The following is a 21,331-nucleotide window of genomic DNA, read 5'->3' on the forward strand; positions in this document are numbered from 1 at the left end:
TGCAGGTGATCTAACCTCTAAAATAAAAAAGAGAGAGCCGCTAAGCTCTCCCTCTTTGATACCTATGTCATTCCTACCGAAGTCTTGAAGCCGCTAAGCGGAAAAACCGCTTCGACCTGATGTTCTTGTCCGTCATCGACGAGCTGAATATAGAATCCGGCAGACTTCCCGGCTTCATTTATCACGGCTGGCGCTTGATCTACCGGCTTGCCGTCGACCGTAACGCCTTCGGCCTGATCCTTCGCAGCGCCGTTCGCCCGCACGGTTATATGATATACCGAGCTGCCGTATCTGTACTTCACGGAGTAAGAAGGCCAATCCTTCGGTATGTTCGGACGCACAATCAGCTTGCTGCCCTCGCGGCTCAAGCCGAGTATCCATTCGATACCCGCCTGGTACATCCAACCCGATGCGCCGGTGTACCACGTCCATCCGGCTCTGCCTTTCACCGGGTCCCGAGTGTACACATCAGCAGCCATTACATAGGGTTCGCCAGCGTATTTACGCACTTCCGACGGACTTTGAGCATGTGTGACCGGATTCAGCAAATGAAACAGCTCTACTGCCTTATCACCCTCGCCGAGCTCGCACCATGCAACGATGCTCCAGATTACCCCGTGCGTATACTGTGCGCCATTCTCCCGTATGCCCGGCGGGTAGCCTTGAATATAACCGGGGCTCGGATCGGTATTATCGAATGGCGGCGTAAGCAGCCGCGCAACAGAGATGTCGCGGTCAACCAGCTCACGGTCGAACGATTGCATCGCTTGCCGTGCACGCTCCTGCGGAGCAGCTCCGGAAATGACCGACCATGACTGGGCGATCGCATCGATCCGGCATTCCTCATTGCGCACCGAACCAAGCCATACGCCATCATCCGTACGTGCCCGGCGATACCATTCGCCATCCCATGCATGCTTATTCAACGCTTCAGCAATGGAAGCCTTCCGGGCACGGTAAAGGTCAGCGCGCTCGATATCCCCCTTCTGCTGACATACATCGGCGAATTTCCGTAATACCTCGCATAAAAACCATCCGAGCCACACGCTCTCGCCTTTGCCTTCGTCACCGACCGAGTTCATTCCGTCATTCCAATCGCCGATCCCCATTAACGGGATGCCGTGCTCTCCGAAGCGCGATGCCCGCTCAATAGACCTGATGCAATGCTCATAGACCGAAGCGGTTTCTTCCGATACGACAGTCGCCTCGTAACGTTCGTGCTCATCGTCCAGGAGCATTTCGCTCGTCAGAAATGGCGCCGTCTCATCAAGCACGTCAATGTCGCCGGTATGCGTGATGTACCTTGATACGGCATATGGCAGCCAAAGCAAATCGTCCGAATAACGGGTGCGAATACCCCGTTCCGTCTCCTCATGCCACCAGTGCTGAACATCGCCTTCAATGAATTGATGCGATGCATGCAGCAAAATTTGCTTCCTCGTCAATTCCGGCAGCGTATGCAGCAGCGAAAGTGAATCCTGCAGCTGATCCCTGAAGCCGTATGCACCGCCTGCTTGATAAAAAGCGGTACGTGCCCACATCCTGCACGACAGCGCTTGATAGAGCAGCCAGCCGTTCAGCATCAGATCAAGCTCGCGATTCGGCGTCTTAACCTCGATCTGGTTAAGCGTGCGGTTCCAATAATTTGTTACATCCGTCAGCGCCGCCTCACAACTTTCCGCTGTGGCGTAGCGGCGAGTCAGATTCTGCACCGCTTCCTTATTCGCATCTGCGCCTACAAGAATGTATACCTTGCGTGCAGTACGGGGAGGTATCGTCAGCTTCATCTGAATCGCTCCGCAGCTGTCGGAGAAAACACCGTCAGCATTCGAGAGACTCTCCTGCCGCATTCCTTCAGGGAAAGCTAACGAGCCGGAGCGGCCGATGAACTCCGACCGGTTCGTCGTATAGGTGAAGCCCGAACCGCCGTCATCCGTCCCACCCGCTTCCTTCTCTGCGTGCATTTGAAGGAAGGCGACCGCATCACGGAACGTTTCTTGGTAAGCGTTGCGGGCAAGCAAGGAATGGGTATCCGAATCCCATTCGGAAATAATATACGGCGCATTCATCTGTTTTCGAACGCCGAGCACCCAGTTGCAATAATAAGTGACAGACAAGCTGCGCGGCTCATCGCTTCTATTTTCCAGCTCGACTGTAACAAATTTGACCGGATCCTCTTTGCTTACGTAGACCGTCATACTTTGCTTGATCCCTCTCGTCTGCCGCTTGAAGCGTGTGTACCCGAAGCCGTGGGTTGCGTCAAACGCGTCCTTGCCCAGCTCCGGAGAAGGCGCTCCCGACCACAGGTCTCCGGTTGCTTCGTCACGGATATAGCATGCCTCGCCGGGCAGATCGAGTACCGGATCATTCGACCAAGGCGTCAGCTTGAACTCCCGGCTGTTGCGCCACCAGGTATAACCTGTCCCAAGCTCGGTAACGAGACAGCCGAAATTCGGGTTGGCCATCACATTGCTCCATGGAGCAGGCAAAAACTTCCCTTTCCTCATCGCTATAACATACTCGCGCCCTTCGTTTGCAAACCCGCCTGACCCGTTAAATACTTCAAGCGATTCAGGAGCGTAATCCGCAGGCTCGCTTAGAGTCGGGACAGCTTCAGCCGCCCGCTCTGGACGAAGCCGAAATTGCGGCGGAAGCCCTTCAATAGTTGGGAGCGACTCTGACTCTTTCGCATTCGCTTTCTCAAGCTCCCTTGCCCTGTGTGCCGCATTTGCCTCACCCGGTAATCCGGCTGGCCTACGGCTTGCAGGGCGAATGGAAAGCTGTGCTTTGAAGCTTGGACCGTCAGCCCGAAGCGTAATACGGGCAACTGTGAGCAGAAGATGAAGCTCCTCCTGCGACAGCCTGTCGGCCATAACCGGATACACGCCGCCGGGCGTTGACGAACCGCTAACGGTTTGCTCTGCGGAACGGCGCAGCGCATCCTGCACCTCCTGGTAATAACCTCCGGCCTCTTCAATAAGGAATACGAGATCGAAAGCTATTCCCTTTTGCCTTAAATACGAGTGGCCAATCAGCGCTTTTAGCGCAAATGGCATTTGCGTTTTATCTTGTATCCGCACGAGTGCAATCGGCAGATCACCTGATATGCCCATCGGCCACAAGCCTGACTGCCCGGTTTGATTGGCGGCAATGCTGAGTGCCCGCTCCTCGCGAAGTGGCGTCTGGTAAAGCAGCCGGCCTGCCATCGTATGGTACTGAGCAGCTTCCATAGCGCTGAGGCGCTGATGTCTCAGATCGATCCGGCTGTGCGTCCATGCCAGCTGGAATGCACGCTCCACCTGCTGCTCGCTGCACAAGCTTGCTGCCACGTCCAAAGCTTCCTCACGGCTGTCAGCCACACCGGTAGCCGTGAACAGCTTGACGGTCTCCCCCGGTCCGATCGAAATGCGGCGGCGCATAACAAAAGCGGGATCGAGCACAGCGCCGACCGTACCGGAGAGGCGGCATTCCAGGCTCGCCGGGTAGGCGAGGGTGTGACCTCTTCCGATAAAGCAGGAACGGTCCGTTTCATATTCGAGCGATCCAAGCGCATCACATCCGATTGACAGATTGTGCACCGCCCACTTCGGCCTCTCCTTCATATCGCGGGGCCGCCGGACGGCAAGCAGACATTCCGCCGCAGCGTCATATTCGGTCTGGACAAACAGCTTGCTGAACGCGGGATGCGCCTCGTCCGCAGCGGGAGGAGCAAGCGCAATTTCCAAATAAGTTGTTACCTCAACGACCCGGGCATCCCCGCCTGTATTGGTCAAGGATAAGCGGCGAAGCTCGGCGTTTTGATCGGGCGGTACGCAAATTTCCAGCATCGAAGAGATAAATCCGTTTCGCCTTGTAAAGGACGCTTTATCGAGCGCAAACTGGGCTTTCTGCTCCTCCGCAAGCACGCGGCAAGGTTCAAAAGCTGGCGACCATACGGCATTTGTCGACACATCCCGAATATAAATGCAGCTTCCTGGTGTCTCCGCAACAGGATCCTCATGCCAGCGGGATACCGCCATTCCGCCGTACCGGGTAAACCCTCCCCCGGTATCGGATATGACGCTTGTAAATGACCCGTTGGACAAGACGCATACTTCGGGAACTTCGCGCGGCCTGGTAAACTCTCTTAAAGGAACGCGGGTGCCCGTAAGAGGTTCCTTCGTCCGCTCCAGCAGCGGCTTGGCCGCATTTTTTATAATAGCAGGGCGTTCAGGAATACGTTCCTGCAGCAGCAGCTCTGCGGCCTGCATGCGCTTATCTGCGTGAAAACGGTCGATCATCGTGCGCGGCAGCAGTAGATTACCCAAGGTAAGAAGGCTCATCCCGATATGGTGAGCCATGAAGCTGCGCACGATGATATAGCCCGTATTCTCAGGCATACGCTGGGCGGTGCAATCAATCGCTTCATAGAAGCCATATTTCCCTTTGGCGCCCATCTCTTCCATCCGTTTCAGCGAAGCCAGCGAATCCCCCAGTTGAACGGGTAGAGCCATAATCGCCGCGTACGGCGCGAGAACGAGATCGTTCTCAAGCCCTCGCTGAAACCCGAGCCCCGGTACGCCGAAAGCGCGGTACTGGTAATTCATTTGATAATCGAACGCGAAATAACCTGATTCAGAAATACCGAATGGCACTCCCCGCTGCCGCGCATATTCAATCTGACGCTTGACGACGCCGCGATAGGTAACGTCCCAAACCGAGTGACGATAGGTGCGCATCACGAGTGACGGCATTAAATATTCAAACATGGTGCCCGACCATGATAACAGTGTCGGGTGCTTACCCGACTTTGCCATCGCCCTTCCAAGCCTAAACCAATGCGATACCGGCGCTTGCCCGAACGCAATCGCCAGAAAGCTCGCCTGCCGGGCTTCGGAAGCAAGCAGGTCGTACAAAATATCTTCCCTGCGGTCAAGCGCAGCATGGTACCCAAGCGTAAACAGCTCGGCGCGATCATCATACAAGGGACGAAAGTCGGTGCCCGCAACGATCGATTCGATGCGTCCGGCGAGCGCTTCGGCCCAGTGCATAAGCTCTCTTCCGTCACCATTCGCTTCGTCCTTCTTCGCCCATTCAAGAATGCCCTGCTTCAGCGCAATCAAATAGGCGATAAAGTTGCCGGAATCGACGGTTGAGACGTAGAGCGGAGGCAATGGCCGCAGTGTCTGCGTATCGTACCAGTTGTACAGATGACCGAACCTTTTCTCCATCTTCTCAATCGTTCCGATCGTTCGTCCAACGCGGTCAAGCATGCCCCGCGTATCAATGAAACCGAAATCGCGGGCAGCAAGCGTGCAGGCGAGCAGCAGCCCGATATTGGTCGGCGATGTCCGGTGCGCAATTCCGTTTGGCGGTTCCATCTGCACATTGTCCGGTGGCAGCCAGTTGTCGCTCTCCCCCGCAAAATCTTCGTAATAAGCCCACATCTGCTCCGCCAATTGACGAAGTTCTGTGCTTTCCGTCTCCGAGGGAGCGATATTCGAATTAGAAGGCGAGCCGTTAAGCCAGCGCACCGCAAAGGGAGCGAGCAGCCAGAGCACCGCGATCGTCAATCCGTACGCCCGCAAAGCACCGTCAGCGAACATCAATGCAGCAGCCCCAAACAAAACACTTAACGCATGGCCGGACCAAATGCCTGTAATTGCCGATGCCGATGCGCTTCGGCTGCGCCTTTCCACCTCGGCAGAGCTGGTCCATTCAAGCAGATTCTTTTTGCTGACCGCAAGCCTGTATAACGTTCTCACGATGGCGTCAGCCAGCACAACGGATTGATAGGGAAGCGCAACAAGCTGAACGAGCGATTGCAAGAACGCCGTCAAAAGCAGATCCGGTTTACGATTAAGGCGCCTTAGCGCTAACAGGCCCCGAATCAGCGGCAGTCCGAGCGTCAAGAGCGCTGCAGTCATCAACACGGCTCCCGCAGCACCGGAAATAACCATGCTGACTGCGAGCAGGATGAGTACGGCAGGGTGAACGAGACTGCGCCGCATATTGTCGATGATCTGCCAGCGGGTAAGCAATGATAGATCAATCGGCTGCAAATTGCCGCAGCGGTCGTGCTTACGGGAAGCAATCCAGCAAAGCAGCTGCCAATCGCCGCGAACCCACCGGTGCAGACGCTGCTGGTAAGCTTGAAAGGTAACCGGGTGACCGTCCACAACCTCAATGTCCGACAGCAGCCCGCCCCTTAAGAAGCCTCCTTCCAGCAAATCGTGGCTGAGCACGGAATTTTCCGGAATCCGGTCATTAAGCACCTGCTTGAATGCGGCGATGTCGAATATTCCTTTGCCGGTAAAAATACCTTGTCCGAAAGCATCCTGGTAAGGGTCCGACATGGCGAACGAGTAAGGATCGATTCCCGGCTTACCCGACCACAATTTTGCCAATCGGGATGACGATACCGATTCATAGCTGATACCGACGCGCGGCTGAAGCACCCCGTAGCCTTCTGAAACACGTGTTCCGCCGGCATTCAAGCGCGCACGGTTATAAGGCAGATGCATAGTGCCGATCATCCGGGCGGCCGCCCCGACCGGCAGCTCCGTATCCGCATCAAGTGTAATGACATAGTTGTAGCGTGTAATCGCCGAGCAGTCGCCGACAACGCAAGCGCAGCTTGTGTCGCTGCGGCCGCTTAGCAGATCGACAAACTCGACGAGTTTTCCCCGCTTGCGTTCCCATCCCATCCAGACTTGTTCCGATTCATTCCATTTGCGGCTGCGTTGAAAAAGATAGAAAGGCCCCGTACCGGTATCGGGATTACCGTATAATCGGTTGAGCGCCTCAATCCGGCGGCGCGCCGCCTCGGTAATAAGCTCATCTGCCTCTGCATGCTCGGTTGAAGCATCTGCAAAATCGCCAAGCAATGCAAAGCCCATATTAGGGTCCAGGCTCGCCAAATAATGAAGCTCCAGCCTGTCCGCCATCTCCTCGGCTTCCTCCGGCTTCGACCAAATAACAGGTATAACCGTGATCGTAGCGGCATCATCGTCAATGCCGCTCGCATAATCATATCTAAGCAGCGGCTGCGTGACGGATAGCTTGCCGATCAACCCGTGAACGACGGTAACTGCCCATTCGCTGACCGGAAATACCAGTACAAGAGCGGCAGCCGTCCAAGCGCCGATACTGATAGCCGTATCATTTACAGCCGCTGCGCTCCAAAGAGAAACAAAAAGAAAAGCTGCAAAAATAACAGCCATTGCCCCTAAATACATTCCTATTCTCGGACGAAGCTGAATCGGCCTCACATAACGTTTCGGCTCCGTACATTCACGAGCCGAATCCAGCAGCTCCCTGTTCCCTTTCTGCTCAAGCAAATAATAAGCAGCGTAAGCTTGACGGGGCGGCAAAGCATCTGCATGAGCTGCGGTCCCTTCGGGTCCGGCAAAATCCGTGCGGTATGTATCTTCATTGGAATATTTGCTTGCCAAATCGATTGCCTGCTGCGCAATCACATTTTCCGGCAAACCGGATGAGCGGGATAACCGCTCGACTTGCCCTCTCAGCGTAGCGCGGCTCTTCCCGTCCATAAGCGGATAGGTTCCGGCATGCTCCTCGGACAGTGTTCGCTCCACCACACTCATCCTCTCGAATAGAGAGTCCCATCTTGTGCGGGACAATGTGCGAAGCGATTGAATGAGATGTCCGGCTGTTAATTCATAAGACGCTTGCAGCTGATGCTCGTAAAGAATGATGCGGCTCAAGCTTTCGACGCCGTTGTCAAGCTTGCAAAGCAGCCAGCTGCGGACTTCACCCGCTTCTTCCGCCCATTCATTCAAATGGCTGACCAAATGAACGATGACCGGAGCCGACAGCGGCATTTGCAGGCCGGCGTTTTCCAAAGCATCTTTTATTTTACCGGCATCCGGCTTTGTATTTCCTTCTGTGAACGGCACCAGCAATTTGTCTACTTCGAGACAAGCCCGCCGCCGCTCCCTTACCGCTTCCATCACCTCGGCCAGCTTTCCGATGACGGCAATGCGCAGCATCAAAGGCATCGACCATACTTCAGCGATCGTGAGCACGGCGACCTCCTGATAGGCATTCGAAAAACGCGCAAACGCATCGGCCTCAAGCAAACCGTCAACCAGCTTCACATATTCGGAGCACATCGCTAATACGCGCGGCTCCGCTCCACTCTTCAGCCGCGGCAATTGACTCGAAAATCGTTTCGTCAATTCTGACTGAACCGTAAACGCTTCGGATTCGACCAAATCTGCGTGATCAATCAGCCATTGCTCAGCGGGCTGAAAGCATGGCGCGCCATCCTGCTTGAGCTCCGTCGCGAAATCCCGCAGCACATCCAAATTTCGGCGAAAGGCATGCCACATTGGGGCAGACGAACGAAAGACAGCTTTTCCGGGATGATGAATAAGAGCCAGTTCACGCGCTTTCTGCTCAAGTTGCTCGGTTGTTGGAATCATAGGCTCCCCCTTAATCCGTGAGTCATTACTATAGCCAAGGCAGCTAACAAACCTTGACTAACCTTGAGCTTAACCGCGGATTCAGTCACGGTGCTCAAGGCTTACTTAAGTAATATCACCAAATTAACGGAAAATTATGTGAGTAACGCCTATTTAATCCTCGAATGCTTGAACAGGTGTATAAACGGGATCAACCCTTACCTCTTCTTTCTACTTCATTTGCTCGATGATATAATCCGCCGTCCGAATGGAAAGGGCCGCAATAGTAAGGAACGGATTTGCAGCTCCGCTGCTTGGAATCATGCTGCTGCAGGCGACATAGAGGCCGGATACTCCATGAATTTGCCCATACGGATTGGCTGCCGAAGTGGAGGGATCCGTACCGATGCGGCAGGTGCCCATATCGTGCATGACGAGCCCAAGGGGCAGCGCGCAAATGGGTTCCACCGTAACTTTCATGGCTTCCGCTGCCTGCTTCATGCCCTGTTCCATTTGCCTGATGACTTCAAGATCTGTATCGCTGAACGAGAATAAAGCCACCGGTTCAGGTACACCGTACTCATCAACCTTCAGCGGATTCAGGGTGACTCTATTTTCAAACCGCGATTCCAGCACACCCAAAGCAAGAATATCAAACTCCTGGCCGAGCGGCGGGAAACCGCGCATTTGCATCTGATACGGCCGGTCGTCTGTACGGGGAACATAAACAGCATATAGTCCCGGAATTTGCGAATAATCGCCGGGATCAACTTTAGCTGTCGTATAAGCAAAGGAATGGTCCGTTAAGTAATGACCAATAGCTTCCCCGCGAATCGACGAGTTAAGCAAAATACGCGGCGTTTCAAATGTGCTCGCGGCCAAGACTACAGCCTTGGATTTCAGGAAATATGGTTTCTTGTCCCGGTCCATGACCTTCAGGCCTTCCACTTTTCCTCTTTCGGTGTATATTTCAACGGCGCGGGTCTTGATCGCGATATCGAACGGCCGTCGATTCGCGGCGTTTGCGAGCAGCGAAATTGTACTAAATCGGGGAGTGGAATTGTACTCTCCATTGGCGGTTGGCCGGATATTGATCGCAACCGGCTTATTCGCCGCTTCGGGAAAGCCGTTCTGGCGAAGCCGGTCCAGCAGAAATTCGGCTGTTCTATAAAAAGACCGGTTGACATTCATTAGCTCCTCAGCAATGTTATAATACATGTTCATCTCTTTCTGGGAGACGGGCCAACCAGCGAGATCGACCGGACTCATGCGGGGACTTACCATTCCCCACTCGATTGACCGTCCGCCTAAAGCGAGTATTTGTTCAAAGGATGTAAGGAGGGGAGACGGAGGCGCGAGACGGTCAGACGGAAAAATCGGAATCGACTCCCAATTCAGCGGATTAGGCGGTTCTACATTGGCCCAAAGAGGCAGCCAATTAGGCAGATCGAACTTATTGGCCGGCAGAAGATAATCGCCGGCTTCAATAACACCGATGCGTTTTCCGTTTTTTCCCCATTGTTCGGCCAAACGCCAAAGGACCGATCCTCCTCCTGCCCCGGTGCCAACGATGATCACGTCATAATCGGTTTTCTCCATTGCCTCCAGCGGCGTCCAAGGATAAATAATGTCCGACGAAGGAGTCGGGCAGACGGGAATATTCAGTGTCTGATGTGCTGGAACGGATGACGGAGAAGGGCTAAACGGTCTTCCGGTAATGTTCAAATGATTTCGCTCCTTTCTACAAGCCATTCATATCCTATATTTATGTGTCCTTTGAAGCCGTATTCGTATATGACAGAAAGGCTCCTATAAGAGAAAACTCCACAGCTAGTTTTATATGGCCCCGCATAGAAAAAAGCATCCGCGTACTTCTGTAAGAAGTACAAGCAGATGCTTTATGGAAGTTGCTCTCGTTTGGTCTACTTCTTATCGACCTGAAGCAGCTTTACCGTCTTCGTAGAAAAGGTATCCTTCAGCTTTTCCTCCGTAATGACGTTCAGCTTAAGCAGGCTCGCGATTTTGGAAGCATCCGGTTTCGAAAGCATCCGCCACAACTCCGGATCCGGCAGCGCCTCGAACAGCTTGTTTTCATCGTATTCTTTCCGCTCCTGCACGACAATTTTCACTTTATGGCTTCCGATCTCCAGCTCGCTCGCGTCCTGCTCTGCAAAATAAGCCATAATTTCATTGCGCAGCTCGGTCAGTTCCTGCTCTATTTCTTTTTGCTTTTGTTTTTGCTGATAATATCTCCGCACGGTCTTGTCCATCGTCATCACGCTCCTTTTCTCCTACATGCTTATGCGCAAGAGAAAAATTTTAGGACAAGTCAGACTTATTGTGCGCCAATCAATAAATGTCCTTCCTCATAAACACCGCAAACGAAACGAGCAGCGAGCCGGTCATCCATGCTGCAAGCACCGTAAGCGAGAAGCCGAGCGTCATGCCCTCGATTGGCGGAGCCGATCCGCTGACGTAGTCCATTAGACCAAGATTGACCATGAACAAATATTTGGCCGAATCCCATGAGGAGACCATATTGCTCAGTATCGCTCCCGAGATTAAACAGGCAAGCATCGTGCCCATGCCGGCAGCGCTGCTTCGCATCAGAATGGACAGCATGAAGGATAACGTCCCGACGACCAAAGCAATAAACCATGCGAGCCCGAATTGCTGAATGATGTACTGCCACTGCGATACCAGCCGAACGCCCGATATGTCGAGCTCGCCTCCCTCGGAGGAGAAGCCGGTCAATACCGGTGCCGACCAGCCCTGGTTGCCGAACATCATGGCGGAAATCAAATAAGAGAATAAGCCGAATAGAAATATGACCAGTGAAACGGACAAAACAAGCGCGATATATTTGCTGAGCAAAATGTTGAAGCGGCTTACCGGACGGGTGAGCAGCAGCTTTATCGTTCCCATGCTCCGCTCCGATGACACGAGATCAACAGCGATGATCATAATCAGCAGCGGAAGAAACAGCTCCGCGGAATTTTGAACGAAGCCCCTTATAAAGGACGGAGCGCCTGGCTCGGCAGGATTAATGTCATTGTCCAAATAGTATTGCGACTGCTTGATTTGAATTTGAATTTGCTCGCGCCATTGCCCTGCGCTGCTTAGCCTATTCTGCATATCGACGATTTCCTGCTGCAGCTCGGTACGCCAATCGACGGTGCCTAACCGCTCCTTTGTCGACTCTGACTGCTTGACCTGCGCATACGAAAACATAGAGAGAAGGACGATAATAATGACTGAAATAATGATAAACCGGCGTTTGCCTATCAGCTTTGTCATTTCATTTTGAACGAGATTAATCAATCGATTCACCCCCTGTCAGCTCGAGGAATAAATCTTCAAGCGCCGGAAGCTTCCGGTTCATCTCCAGCACGCTCACTCCCGCTTCCACCAGCCTGCGGTTCCACTCGCCAACAACATGCTCCGAGTAAGCTGTCGTTATCGTATCGTCCGCCTCGTCTATGACAGCCGTAAGCTCGCTAAGTATCGATTTGCCCAGCGTATGCGGCGTCATGCGCCAGATAAGCCGTTCTTCACTGGACAATAAACCATTGACGGAATCGACTCGAATAATTTCTCCCTTGGAGATAATCGCTACCCGATCACACATCAATTGAATTTCATGGAGCAAATGACTGGATACGAGCACGGTTAGTCCTTCCTCCTCCGCCAAAAAGCGAATAAACGCGCGCATTTCCCGAATACCGGACGGATCGAGTCCATTCGTCGGCTCATCCAGGATCAGGACGTCAGGCTTGCCGAGCAGCGCCTGCGCGATTCCGAGCCGCTGCCGCATCCCGAGCGAATAGGTGCTCACTTTATCGTTCACCCGATCCTGCATGCCGACCAAACGAACGACCTCACCGATCCGCTCCTGCGATATCCCGTTTATCATGACGGCAAAGTGACGAAGGTTTTCCATGCCGGTTAAGAACGGGTACAGCTCCGGATTTTCAACGATACAGCCCAGATGCTTCATTGCCCGCGTAAAATGCTTCGAAATGTCCAATCCGCATATTTGAATCGTTCCGGAGGTCGGCTTAATCAATCCAACCAGCATTCTGATCGTCGTCGTTTTCCCTGCGCCATTAGGCCCCAAGAAGCCAAACACTTCACCGCGCTTCAGCTCGAAGCTTAAATTCTTTATGATCATGCGGTTGCCGATAACCTTCCGCAGCCCCTTAACGGATAAAGTGATTTCGCTCATCATTGTCCTCCTGTTCCGGCGATCAATGCGGCCGCCCGCTCAGCCATCAGCCGATACCCTTTTTCATTCGGGTGGAAATGATCCGTAAACAAATACTCAGCCGTATTCTGCTGAAACAAATCATAGGTCGGCACGAATACCGCCTTGAAATCCTGCGCCAGCGTCTCCGCCGTCTTGTAGTTCCAGTCCCTTACGACGCTGGACATGAGCTCACCGTTCTGAAGCTCGCTGAACGGATTGTATAGACCTAATAAGTAAACGGTCGCCTCCGTATTGACTGCCCGAATGTCCGATATAATCGTTTTTAGGTTATTCAGATACGACTCCTCCAGCGCCTTTATGCCGGCCTCGGACAGATCCGAAAGCGTCTGCCCGCCAAGGAACAAATCATTGCCCCCAATCGTCATCAAAATAACGTTTGCTTGTCCGATTTGACGCCCGATCTCCCTCTGCTTCATTTGCTCTGCGAGCTGAGATGAGGTTAGTCCCTTAATGCTTAAGTTAATCAAGGAAACCTCCGTTCCGGCCTGCTTCAGCTGGTCGCTGACATAGCCTGCATAACCCTTGCCCTCAATGTCGCCGGTTCCTCTCGTTAACGAATCTCCGAGCGCAATAATTTTCAGCTCATCGGGCCGCTGAGCGGGTTGCTCCGCAACGGCCGGCAGCGCCGAGACGCTTTTTGTTCCGAATAAATAATCCTTTACCGTCCAGCCTAATCCAAACAGCCATAGGAGACAGGTGAGAACGGCGAAGGCGGTAATGAAGCGGACCTTTCTGCTATGCATCGAATATCACACCTCTCTTTCGTTTCGCTTAACGCTAAACCATTTCAAAACCTGCTGCTGCATGCCGGGGCGGCTTTGCTCAAATTGCTTTTTCCGATGGCCGTTGGCTCCGGACGGATGCGGCATTTCGAACAAGCAGCGCTCACCGGCCAACCATCCTTTGTCCACAAAGACTTTTACCACATCCGAAACCGACTTGCCGAGCGGAATTACAAGCGCATCCTTCACCTCCAGCAATTCCAGCAGGAGAATACTTTCCGCGTAACGGTAAAGAGTGTCCGATTTCAGAATGGCGGGACTATGACCCGTATAGTTTTTGCCTTGCTGAAACACGGGGTAGCGAATGACAGAGGTCGTATGCAGCAAATCTCTGCGCTCTTCAAACAACAGCCCGCTGCTTTCGATCCCGATGGCGCCAGGCAAACCGATTTGGTTTAGCATTTCAATCAAATTTTTTCTCATCGAGCCCGCGAAGCTGGCGAGCTTCTTTGCCCGCTGATCGATTAGATCAGAAGGCACTCCCTGCAAAAGATCTTCGCGCGCGCAGCGAATCGCCAGCTCCATTTGGGTAAAGCCGGGCGTAATGCCGATGATCATCACCTTCGCCCGCTTATTCACGTAATCATAAGGCACGTAATAAATAGCCATATCCTTGTCTTCCTGCATCAGCAGCTCCTTTACGAGCAGCTGCTCTTTAGACAAACTGCCCGGAGGGAGCGTCATAATAAAAGATCTATATTTCTCTATTTGTGTCATATTGCTCGGCTTCCCTGCCCCTCCCTGCTATAAATTGAGCTCCACCATATTGTGCGCGCGTGCAGGGTAATCCGTAATGATGCCATCGATTTCGAATTTAAGCACCTCTTTCAAATTGCGATCGCTATTGACCGTCCACACCCATACCTCACGGCCTTTTTTATGCGCGCTCTCAACAAGCTGCTCTGTCAGCATCACCTGCTCGATCGTATAGAAATCAACGTCGAGCAGCGAGAGATCGCCTACGGCGAAATAAATAATTTGACCGATCTTAATGTCGGGGTTCAGCTGCCTGATTTGCTGCAGTGTCTGCCTGTCAAATGATTGAATATAGCAGTCCTGAGCCATGTCGAATTGATTGATCAACGATACGACTTGTTTAGCCAGCTCATCCCCGGGACCATAAGACTTAAGATCGATAATAAGCTTCGCCTTCCCCTGCACCTCGGCCAGCACCTCGGCCAGCATCGGAATACGCACTATTTGCTCTAATTTGCCGCTCCGTTTGCCGATGTTCAGCCTAGCGACCTCATCATAGGTCAGCTCGCCCACCCGTTTCGCTACCCCCGCCATCCGCCGCAAATTATAATCATGATGCAGCACGACAACGCCGTCCTTCGTAAGCTGAACGTCGATCTCGACGGCATCGACGCCCTGCTCTACAGAGCTGCGGACAGCCTGAAGCGAGTTTTCCACCGCGCTCTGCGTATCGCCGCGATGAGCGGATAACATCACGCTCCATTTGATATATACCAAATTATCGTTAGCCGCATAGCTGACGAAAAGCGCCAACGCCAAATAGGCGGCTAGTATGGATACGTACAACACGCGCTTTCGGGTTCTTCCTTTTATGAATGCGAGAAGACGCTTCTCTATAGAGCCCGCATAGCGGCTTTCGTAAACCCGCAGCTGATCGCGCGGCATAACGCCTTGCCTGCGGCCGAAATGATAGAATAGTCTCGTCAAAAAAATGATGTTGACCGGCACGAGCAGCAGCGTAAACATATACGTAAGCATGGTGGATAACGTTAAGGAATAATGATTCGTCATTGCTTTAAGCACGTTGATGTCAAGCCAGGATGGCAAATAAGCGACAGAGGAAATCGCCACAAAGCCGAGCGTAAACACAACCGCGTTAAGAATAAACAAATTAATGAAGATGGCGAGACGCTTGCCCTTCGTTAACACTAGGCTGCTTCTGATCGCCTTACGAATCGTTTTGCCTTCAATCATAATGAAATGCAAAACGAAGATCCAACGCAATATGATATAGACGCCCGCCAAAAACAAGATGCCATACAAAGCCAGCATCGTAAAGGAAGAGTTCAATACACGGCTGTTGAAAAATATCGGTACATTGAACAGCCCAAATAAGGATGACGACAGCGGCGAATCGATAAAAGGGACGAAAAACAGCAGGAAGAACAGCAGATGAATGATACCGAAGCCGAATAGCTTAGGCGTTTGCCGCAGCGTCGTCAGCACCGCTTCTGATATCAGCACATCCTTGCCAAAATAATGCTGCTGGGCAATCGTGATGACGACGCCAAACTCGATAAACAGCGCAAGCACGGCGACTAAACCAATCGCGATAAAGCCGGCCGCTCCCGTATAGCTAAGTCCAACCTTATACACATCGCCATTCAAAACGGAGCCGGAGCCTACCACGCGAATAATCCGGTTAAAGATAAACGAAATAATCGGCATGATGACAGAGCTGGTCAGCAGCATAAACAAATATTCAAATAAAAGATGTTTCTTATACGTGTCGCGAAAGTCGAGAATACTTCTTTCAAATAGTCGAAGCATGACCATTCATCCTATTCTTCATAATAAAGGAGCGAGGCAGGGAGTGCCCTGAATCTCCTCTTCGTTATTATAACGTATGACCCTCCCCCCAAGTCGAATCGACGCTCTCGCTAATAGCGTGAATAGAAAAAAGCCCCGACGATAAACCGTCAGGGCTTGCTTCCTTAAGCGCGTAATCATTTTAAAATATTATTTTTTACCGCATCATTTTTCTTTTGCAGCAGCTTAGCGGTATATAATGTATTATTTTCAATCGTATACGCAGGTGCTCCGGTGCCTGCATATAACGTAGCAATGCCGATCGCAGCGATATTCGTTGTAATCGTATTGCCTCGTATTGCCGCTTTATGGACATCATACGGCTCATTGCGCTTCCAGCTGTCATTTATTCGAATGAGCTCCGTCTTATCCGAGGTTAGGTTATTTGCCGTTAGCGTATTATTTTCCAAAAGCACACTTTTGGCAGATTGTATGCTGATCGCCTGCGTATTTCCAAGCAGCTTGAACGCCGAGTTTTTGACCGTAAGATCGAGCTTCGGATGATCTCCGATCATATAGGTGCTGAGCGTTGACGGCGATTGAAAGGAACAGCTGTCAAATACGTACTTGCCTGCCATTGAAAGGGCGATCGAACCGAATTTCCCGCTCCCCTCCGCCCCCTCGAACACGCAATTGTTATACGTGCCCGGCGGAAGCGAGACTCCGTAAGTGGTGTTATAGCCGATAACCTTCAAATTATCGAATATCGAGCCTTCGGCAACGCCTCCCGACACCGCCCTAAGCTTCGGTTCACCATTAATCGTAATGTCCTTCAAATGGACCGGCTTACCCCAAATCGCCAAGCCTGAGTCGCTTTTTTTATTGTTATACATCGTGACATTAGACACACTGACGCCAAATGCAACCTTCGCGCTTATCGCAAACATGGAATCCGTAAACGTCATGCCGTCAATTTTTATATTAGGCCCGTCCAGTGTCGTATAAGAATCATTCATCTTATTATCGATAAACGTCACATCATGAGAAGCTACAATTCGTGATCCGTCAAAATGATTGTTTTTAATAAGCGCACCTTTAAACGGATCGGAAACGGCCAGGCCTATCGCGCCTTTAGACGCCAGATGATTGTCCTCCACGATTGCGTCACGGCCGTCATACAGAATGACATCATATGAGGCGTTATTGTAAAATTTATTGCTTTTGATCGTAATGTTGCTGTTGCGATTCCCATTTTCGCCAAAGCCGCCCTCCAGATCTATGCCCGACTGAGGCATCGTCCCCTTCATATGATGGAGTGAATTGTTCGTTATCAGCACTTGATCGGCTCCGCCGACCGTAATGCCCTGTCTTCGGTTATAGGCGAACTCGGAATTTTGAATAACCGCGTTTTTAGTTACCGCCCGGTTCCAAAACTCCACGTATGCGCCTTTCTTAGTTGCTTGATCGAACACAAGATGGAACTGCGCCGCGCCTTCCGGAATTTGAATAATATCCCGTATCTTCACTTTTGTCAGCTTCTTAATAAATGAACCGTTCGCTTTATAGAAAAAGATATCGAATGCTTTCGGCAGCTTTATCGCATTGGATAATTCAAACTCATGCTCCGTTTTGAAAATCGCATTTGAAAAATTCAAAGGCTCCTTCGTTCGGATCTTCTTTGCGTTAGAGATGTTTTTCCCTTTATCATCAATCGCTCCTGATATAAAATGTGCTTCGTACAAATCCTTTGCCAGCGTTCCGTGCGCCCCGAGAGCGAGGCCGTCGCCGGTGAAATTAATCGCTTTTATGCCATCGATCGTGACATTTACCGCGCCTTGCGTAGTAATCCCGTATCCGCCTTCATGCGTTCCCGGGCTTTGCTTATAGTCTTTCTTAGAATAGTTATGCGTTTCTTTATCGCCGGCATACGTTCCGCCTTTAAGCGTTACGTTACGAACGCCATAACCTAAGTTCATAAGCTGGTAGCTCTCTTTGTCGTTTGTCTCTTTCTGGAGCACGGCGTCCATAGGCAAATCGAATACCATATTGCTGACCATATTAATGTGGCTATTTTTATCAATTAAATATTTTCCAGATGGCAGTGAAGTAGTCGTTTTCCCATTCTGCGAGGCCCACCGGAGCGCATTATTGATGCCTTTGGTCGTCTCAACGGGATGCGTACCGTCATTGTGAATGCCGAAACGGGAAAGCTCGATCAAATAATGTTTTTCTGCTCCATAAGCAGCAGAATGGTTAGGGAACAACGAGAGCTGCATACTCAGCAACAGCGCAAGCACTAGCTTTAAAATATTCACTTTAAACCTCCTGTTTTTGTATCGAAATGAATTAGATCTTAAGGAAATGGCCATTCCTCCAAACAACCTCTTAAATATAGCATTGTTGAAATTCTTTATAAAGAACGATAATCCGAAAAAATGGTGATTTGCTAAAAAATGGTTCCCTGTTCCTACGTATATCGATGAATGACCGTACCAGCCTGCCTCGACCAAAAATAAGCCGCCCCAACAGATCTCGATGACCTGCCCGGGGCGGCTGCTTCTCGTTATAGCAGGCTCAATAGCGGCTCATATACCCCATACAAGAGGAGATAAAAAGCTGCGCCTAACGCAGAGCCGATATACGCTCCATTCAAACGGATACGCTGCAGATCGGTCTCGACCTTGCTCTCGATAAACTGCACCAGCTTCTGCTCCGTGAAGCTGTCGAGCGTCCTGCGCACGATGATCCCGATGAGCGCATGCTCCGTCTCGATCATTTTATGAACGAACTGCTGCGCATATTGCTCCAGCCAGCCCTTCGTCTCTTCATTGGCTTTAAACCATTCCCAGTAAGACGCGATAATCGGATTGATCAGCTGCTTAATGTCCGCTTGATTGACGGAATGTTTCTCCTGCACAGCCAGCTGCATCCCCGGCTCTTTTATTAGCAGCTGTCTCAAGTTGCCCAATAAAGCTTCAATCGACGGCAGCAGTGAGATCTTCTCCAGCATCTCATCCCGCCATTCGTTAACGGCGGCGGTAACGTCCTCGCGGTGCTGCAGGTTATCGGCCAGCTGATAAACCATATCCTGAAGCAAAACACGAAGCTCATGCTCAGGGTTTCGCAAATCGTTGATTAACGTTTGCAAATCTTCATATAGGACCTCCGCAGCTTCGTCGAGGTTAAGGGAATTGGTTGATTCTGCAATTTCCACTGCCATTTTTTTGAGCCATTTGGAGAAAATGCTTCCTTGGTTAACGAACTTCTCCTTTTCCTTCCCCAACATTTCCCGAATAACGAGCTTCGTCTGTTCATTTGCTGCGCGGGCAGCCGCAAATTCAACCATAAGGCCGAGCCAGCTTTGAAAATTGCCCTTATCCATCACCCATTTCAGCGCCTTCCCGGCGTACGGCGACAAGTTGACCTTGCCTAAGCTTTTGCGGGCCTGCTCATCCAGCTTAATGGATAAACCTTGTATATCCAGCTTAGCCAGCAGCCCCGATAGCAGCTTCCAGCCCTGCTCTGCAAGCATGCCGCCAGGCCGGCGGTCGATCCAGGCAATCGCGATCTCCACAAGTGAAATCTGCTTCACCTTTTCCTTCAATAAATCCTTGCTGAGCAGCTGATGCTCCACCATATTCGCGACGCCTTCGATCAGCTTATCGCGATTTTTCGGAATAATTGCGGTATGAGGAATCCACCTCCAACCAAACGGATGGCGGAACAGCACCGTTACGGCAAATAAATCCGCCAACGCGCCGACAAGTCCCGCCTCTGCTGTATAGAGCAGCATGCGCGTCCACCATTGGCCCTGGAAAGCATACAAGCAGATGGCGGCGCACACAAACAAGACAGCTAACAAAAACAGGCTGCGGTTTGCTTTTTTTCTCATTGCCATTATGCCTGCCCTCCTATCCAAAAGGTCGCCAGATACAGCACCACGCCTATAAGCGCTCCGACTCCGATTCCGTTTATCCGGATGTATTGCAAATCGCGTCCCGCTTTCTCTTTCATCAGCTGGATAAGCTCCTGCTCGGAGAAGCTGCTCAGCTTGTCCGTTACGAGCTTGCCGATGTATGAATGCTTTTGCTCCAACCACTTCAGCAGGGTCGTCTTCACGTACTGATCGAGGCGAGTGAGCAGCTCTTCATTTCCCTCCAAATAGGCAATGCCTTCATGCACCTTTGCTTTGATCCAAGGATAGCGCACGAGCTGTCCTTCCGCATTCGCTGCTGCAGCTTGTCGGATGGCCTCAAGACCGCGCTGGATGTATTCGTCCAGCTTGAGCTCATTCTTCAATGACGCCAGAAGGCTTGTCTTGCCCGCTTCAATCCGGTAACGCAGCTGCTCGTCCGTACGGAGCCGGAGGGCGAACTGCTCAATAAACGCTTTAATTTGCTTGCGCTGCGGATGCTCCCCGGAATGGAATTTCTCCAGAAACGACACGATCCACTGCTGCAATCTGCCGCTAATATTCGCCGATTCTAAGCCGGCCGTAAAATCAATCAATTTTCTTCTGAATTTATCTCCCTCGTAGGAACGGATCGCAGAATGTACAATTTGACCTACGACGGCGCCGAATGGCGCTGACTTTACAATCTTAATAAGCTCCGGAATGATAAATTCGATGATGCGGTCGTCATATCCGTTTTTGATCGTCCAATCTCCGGCATCTGCAGCGATATCCGCAACCGGGATCGAATCGGCATGCTCGAGCAGGAAGGTTTGCAGTGTTTTGGAAAGATCCTGCAAATCGATAGTCGTAATGACATCATCCGCCAGCTGCTGCAAAATGTCGTTGACGCCCTCTTCCCCGCCATGCTCCTTCAAATAGGTAACGAGAACGTCGGCAATATTGTATTCATCGAGCCTTTCCTTAATGTTCGGAATGGTCAGCAGTTCATTCTGCACCATCTTAACCAGCTCGCCAATCAAGCGCTCCCGATTGCGTGAAATAATGTTGGTTCCCATCCAGACGGGCCAATTGATCCGCAAAGGGTTTCCGAACAACGCGCTTACGGCGAATGAATCGGCCAACCCGCCTATCGTTGCAGCGCTAAATAGAGAAAAGAAAAGTCCTCCAACGAACGTATGGTGAAAGGGAAAAGCAGCAAATATTCCGACAGCCGAGAAGAGCAGCGCTAAATCCGCTTTTTTCTTAATACTCCATTTGGTCATAGACAAGCTCCATTCCTGATGATCGTTACCTACATAATTATCCCATATCTATAGGGTTTGAAACAATGGAGCTCCCCTGCCGCTCAGTTTCCCCGTTCTTGTTCCGCTAAAGGTATAAAAAAACCTCCCTTTGTCCTATTTATATGCCATCCGTGACAAAAAAACGAGCAGGCCTCTAGCAGCCTGCTCGTTCT

11 protein-coding genes are annotated in these 21,331 nt (G+C 51.5%); all 11 read right to left on the reverse strand.

What is annotated here, in order from left to right:
* Positions 1-62: 62 nt before the first annotated feature.
* Complete coding sequence (locus tag AC0YNZ_RS22370; RefSeq protein ID WP_475828710.1) at positions 63-8,426, reverse strand: glycoside hydrolase family 94 protein; 8,364 nt, start codon at positions 8,424-8,426, stop codon at positions 63-65.
* Between the two features lie 210 nt (positions 8,427-8,636).
* Positions 8,637-10,130, reverse strand: a complete 1,494-nt coding sequence (locus tag AC0YNZ_RS22375) for a GMC oxidoreductase (protein ID WP_475828711.1) — start codon at positions 10,128-10,130, stop codon at positions 8,637-8,639.
* Between the two features lie 197 nt (positions 10,131-10,327).
* Positions 10,328-10,675, reverse strand: a complete 348-nt coding sequence (locus AC0YNZ_RS22380) for a hypothetical protein (RefSeq protein ID WP_475828712.1) — start codon at positions 10,673-10,675, stop codon at positions 10,328-10,330.
* A gap of 79 nt (positions 10,676-10,754) precedes the next feature.
* A complete protein-coding gene (locus AC0YNZ_RS22385; RefSeq protein WP_475828713.1) occupies positions 10,755-11,726 on the reverse strand; it encodes an ABC transporter permease in 972 nt (323 codons plus the stop codon).
* Positions 11,719-12,633 (reverse strand): ABC transporter ATP-binding protein, encoded by a 915-nt coding sequence (locus AC0YNZ_RS22390; RefSeq protein WP_475828714.1) that lies wholly within the window; start codon positions 12,631-12,633, stop codon positions 11,719-11,721. The genes AC0YNZ_RS22385 and AC0YNZ_RS22390 overlap by 8 nt, the downstream gene beginning before the upstream one ends.
* A complete protein-coding gene (locus tag AC0YNZ_RS22395) occupies positions 12,630-13,415 on the reverse strand; it encodes an SGNH/GDSL hydrolase family protein (RefSeq protein WP_475828715.1) in 786 nt (261 codons plus the stop codon). The genes AC0YNZ_RS22390 and AC0YNZ_RS22395 overlap by 4 nt, the downstream gene beginning before the upstream one ends.
* A gap of 6 nt (positions 13,416-13,421) precedes the next feature.
* Positions 13,422-14,171: a uracil-DNA glycosylase family protein gene (locus AC0YNZ_RS22400; protein WP_475828716.1), complete on the reverse strand. Its 750-nt coding sequence runs from the start codon at positions 14,169-14,171 to the stop codon at positions 13,422-13,424.
* A 27-nt stretch (positions 14,172-14,198) separates the two neighbouring features.
* Positions 14,199-15,980, reverse strand: a complete 1,782-nt coding sequence (locus AC0YNZ_RS22405; RefSeq protein WP_475828717.1) for a glycerophosphoryl diester phosphodiesterase membrane domain-containing protein — start codon at positions 15,978-15,980, stop codon at positions 14,199-14,201.
* 176 nt (positions 15,981-16,156) lie between these two features.
* The gene (locus AC0YNZ_RS22410) at positions 16,157-18,274 is read right to left on the reverse strand and encodes a right-handed parallel beta-helix repeat-containing protein (RefSeq protein WP_475828718.1); all 2,118 of its coding nucleotides are present in this window, start codon (positions 18,272-18,274) and stop codon (positions 16,157-16,159) included.
* A gap of 248 nt (positions 18,275-18,522) precedes the next feature.
* Positions 18,523-19,857 carry a DUF445 domain-containing protein gene (locus tag AC0YNZ_RS22415; protein ID WP_475828719.1) on the reverse strand — a complete coding sequence of 445 codons (1,335 nt, stop codon included), beginning with the start codon at positions 19,855-19,857 and terminating at the stop codon, positions 18,523-18,525.
* The gene (locus AC0YNZ_RS22420; RefSeq protein WP_475828720.1) at positions 19,857-21,137 is read right to left on the reverse strand and encodes a DUF445 domain-containing protein; all 1,281 of its coding nucleotides are present in this window, start codon (positions 21,135-21,137) and stop codon (positions 19,857-19,859) included. Before AC0YNZ_RS22420 ends, AC0YNZ_RS22415 begins: the two co-directional genes overlap by 1 nt.
* Positions 21,138-21,331: the final 194 nt, after the last annotated feature.

This window comes from Paenibacillus sp. J2L1-98 (genome assembly GCF_056269405.1).

Excerpts from the sequence above, each read along its gene's own strand:
- AC0YNZ_RS22400 (WP_475828716.1), bottom strand. The coding sequence starts at position 14,171 with ATGACACAAATAGAGAAATATAGATCTTTTATTATGACGCTCCCTCCG.
- AC0YNZ_RS22370 (WP_475828710.1), bottom strand. The coding sequence starts at position 8,426 with ATGATTCCAACAACCGAGCAACTTGAGCAGAAAGCGCGTGAACTGGCT.
- AC0YNZ_RS22415 (WP_475828719.1), bottom strand. The coding sequence starts at position 19,857 with ATGGCAATGAGAAAAAAAGCAAACCGCAGCCTGTTTTTGTTAGCTGTC.
- AC0YNZ_RS22405 (WP_475828717.1), bottom strand. The coding sequence starts at position 15,980 with ATGCTTCGACTATTTGAAAGAAGTATTCTCGACTTTCGCGACACGTAT.
- AC0YNZ_RS22390 (WP_475828714.1), bottom strand. The coding sequence starts at position 12,633 with ATGATGAGCGAAATCACTTTATCCGTTAAGGGGCTGCGGAAGGTTATC.
- AC0YNZ_RS22380 (WP_475828712.1), bottom strand. The coding sequence starts at position 10,675 with ATGGACAAGACCGTGCGGAGATATTATCAGCAAAAACAAAAGCAAAAA.
- AC0YNZ_RS22420 (WP_475828720.1), bottom strand. The coding sequence starts at position 21,137 with ATGACCAAATGGAGTATTAAGAAAAAAGCGGATTTAGCGCTGCTCTTC.
- AC0YNZ_RS22395 (WP_475828715.1), bottom strand. The coding sequence starts at position 13,415 with ATGCATAGCAGAAAGGTCCGCTTCATTACCGCCTTCGCCGTTCTCACC.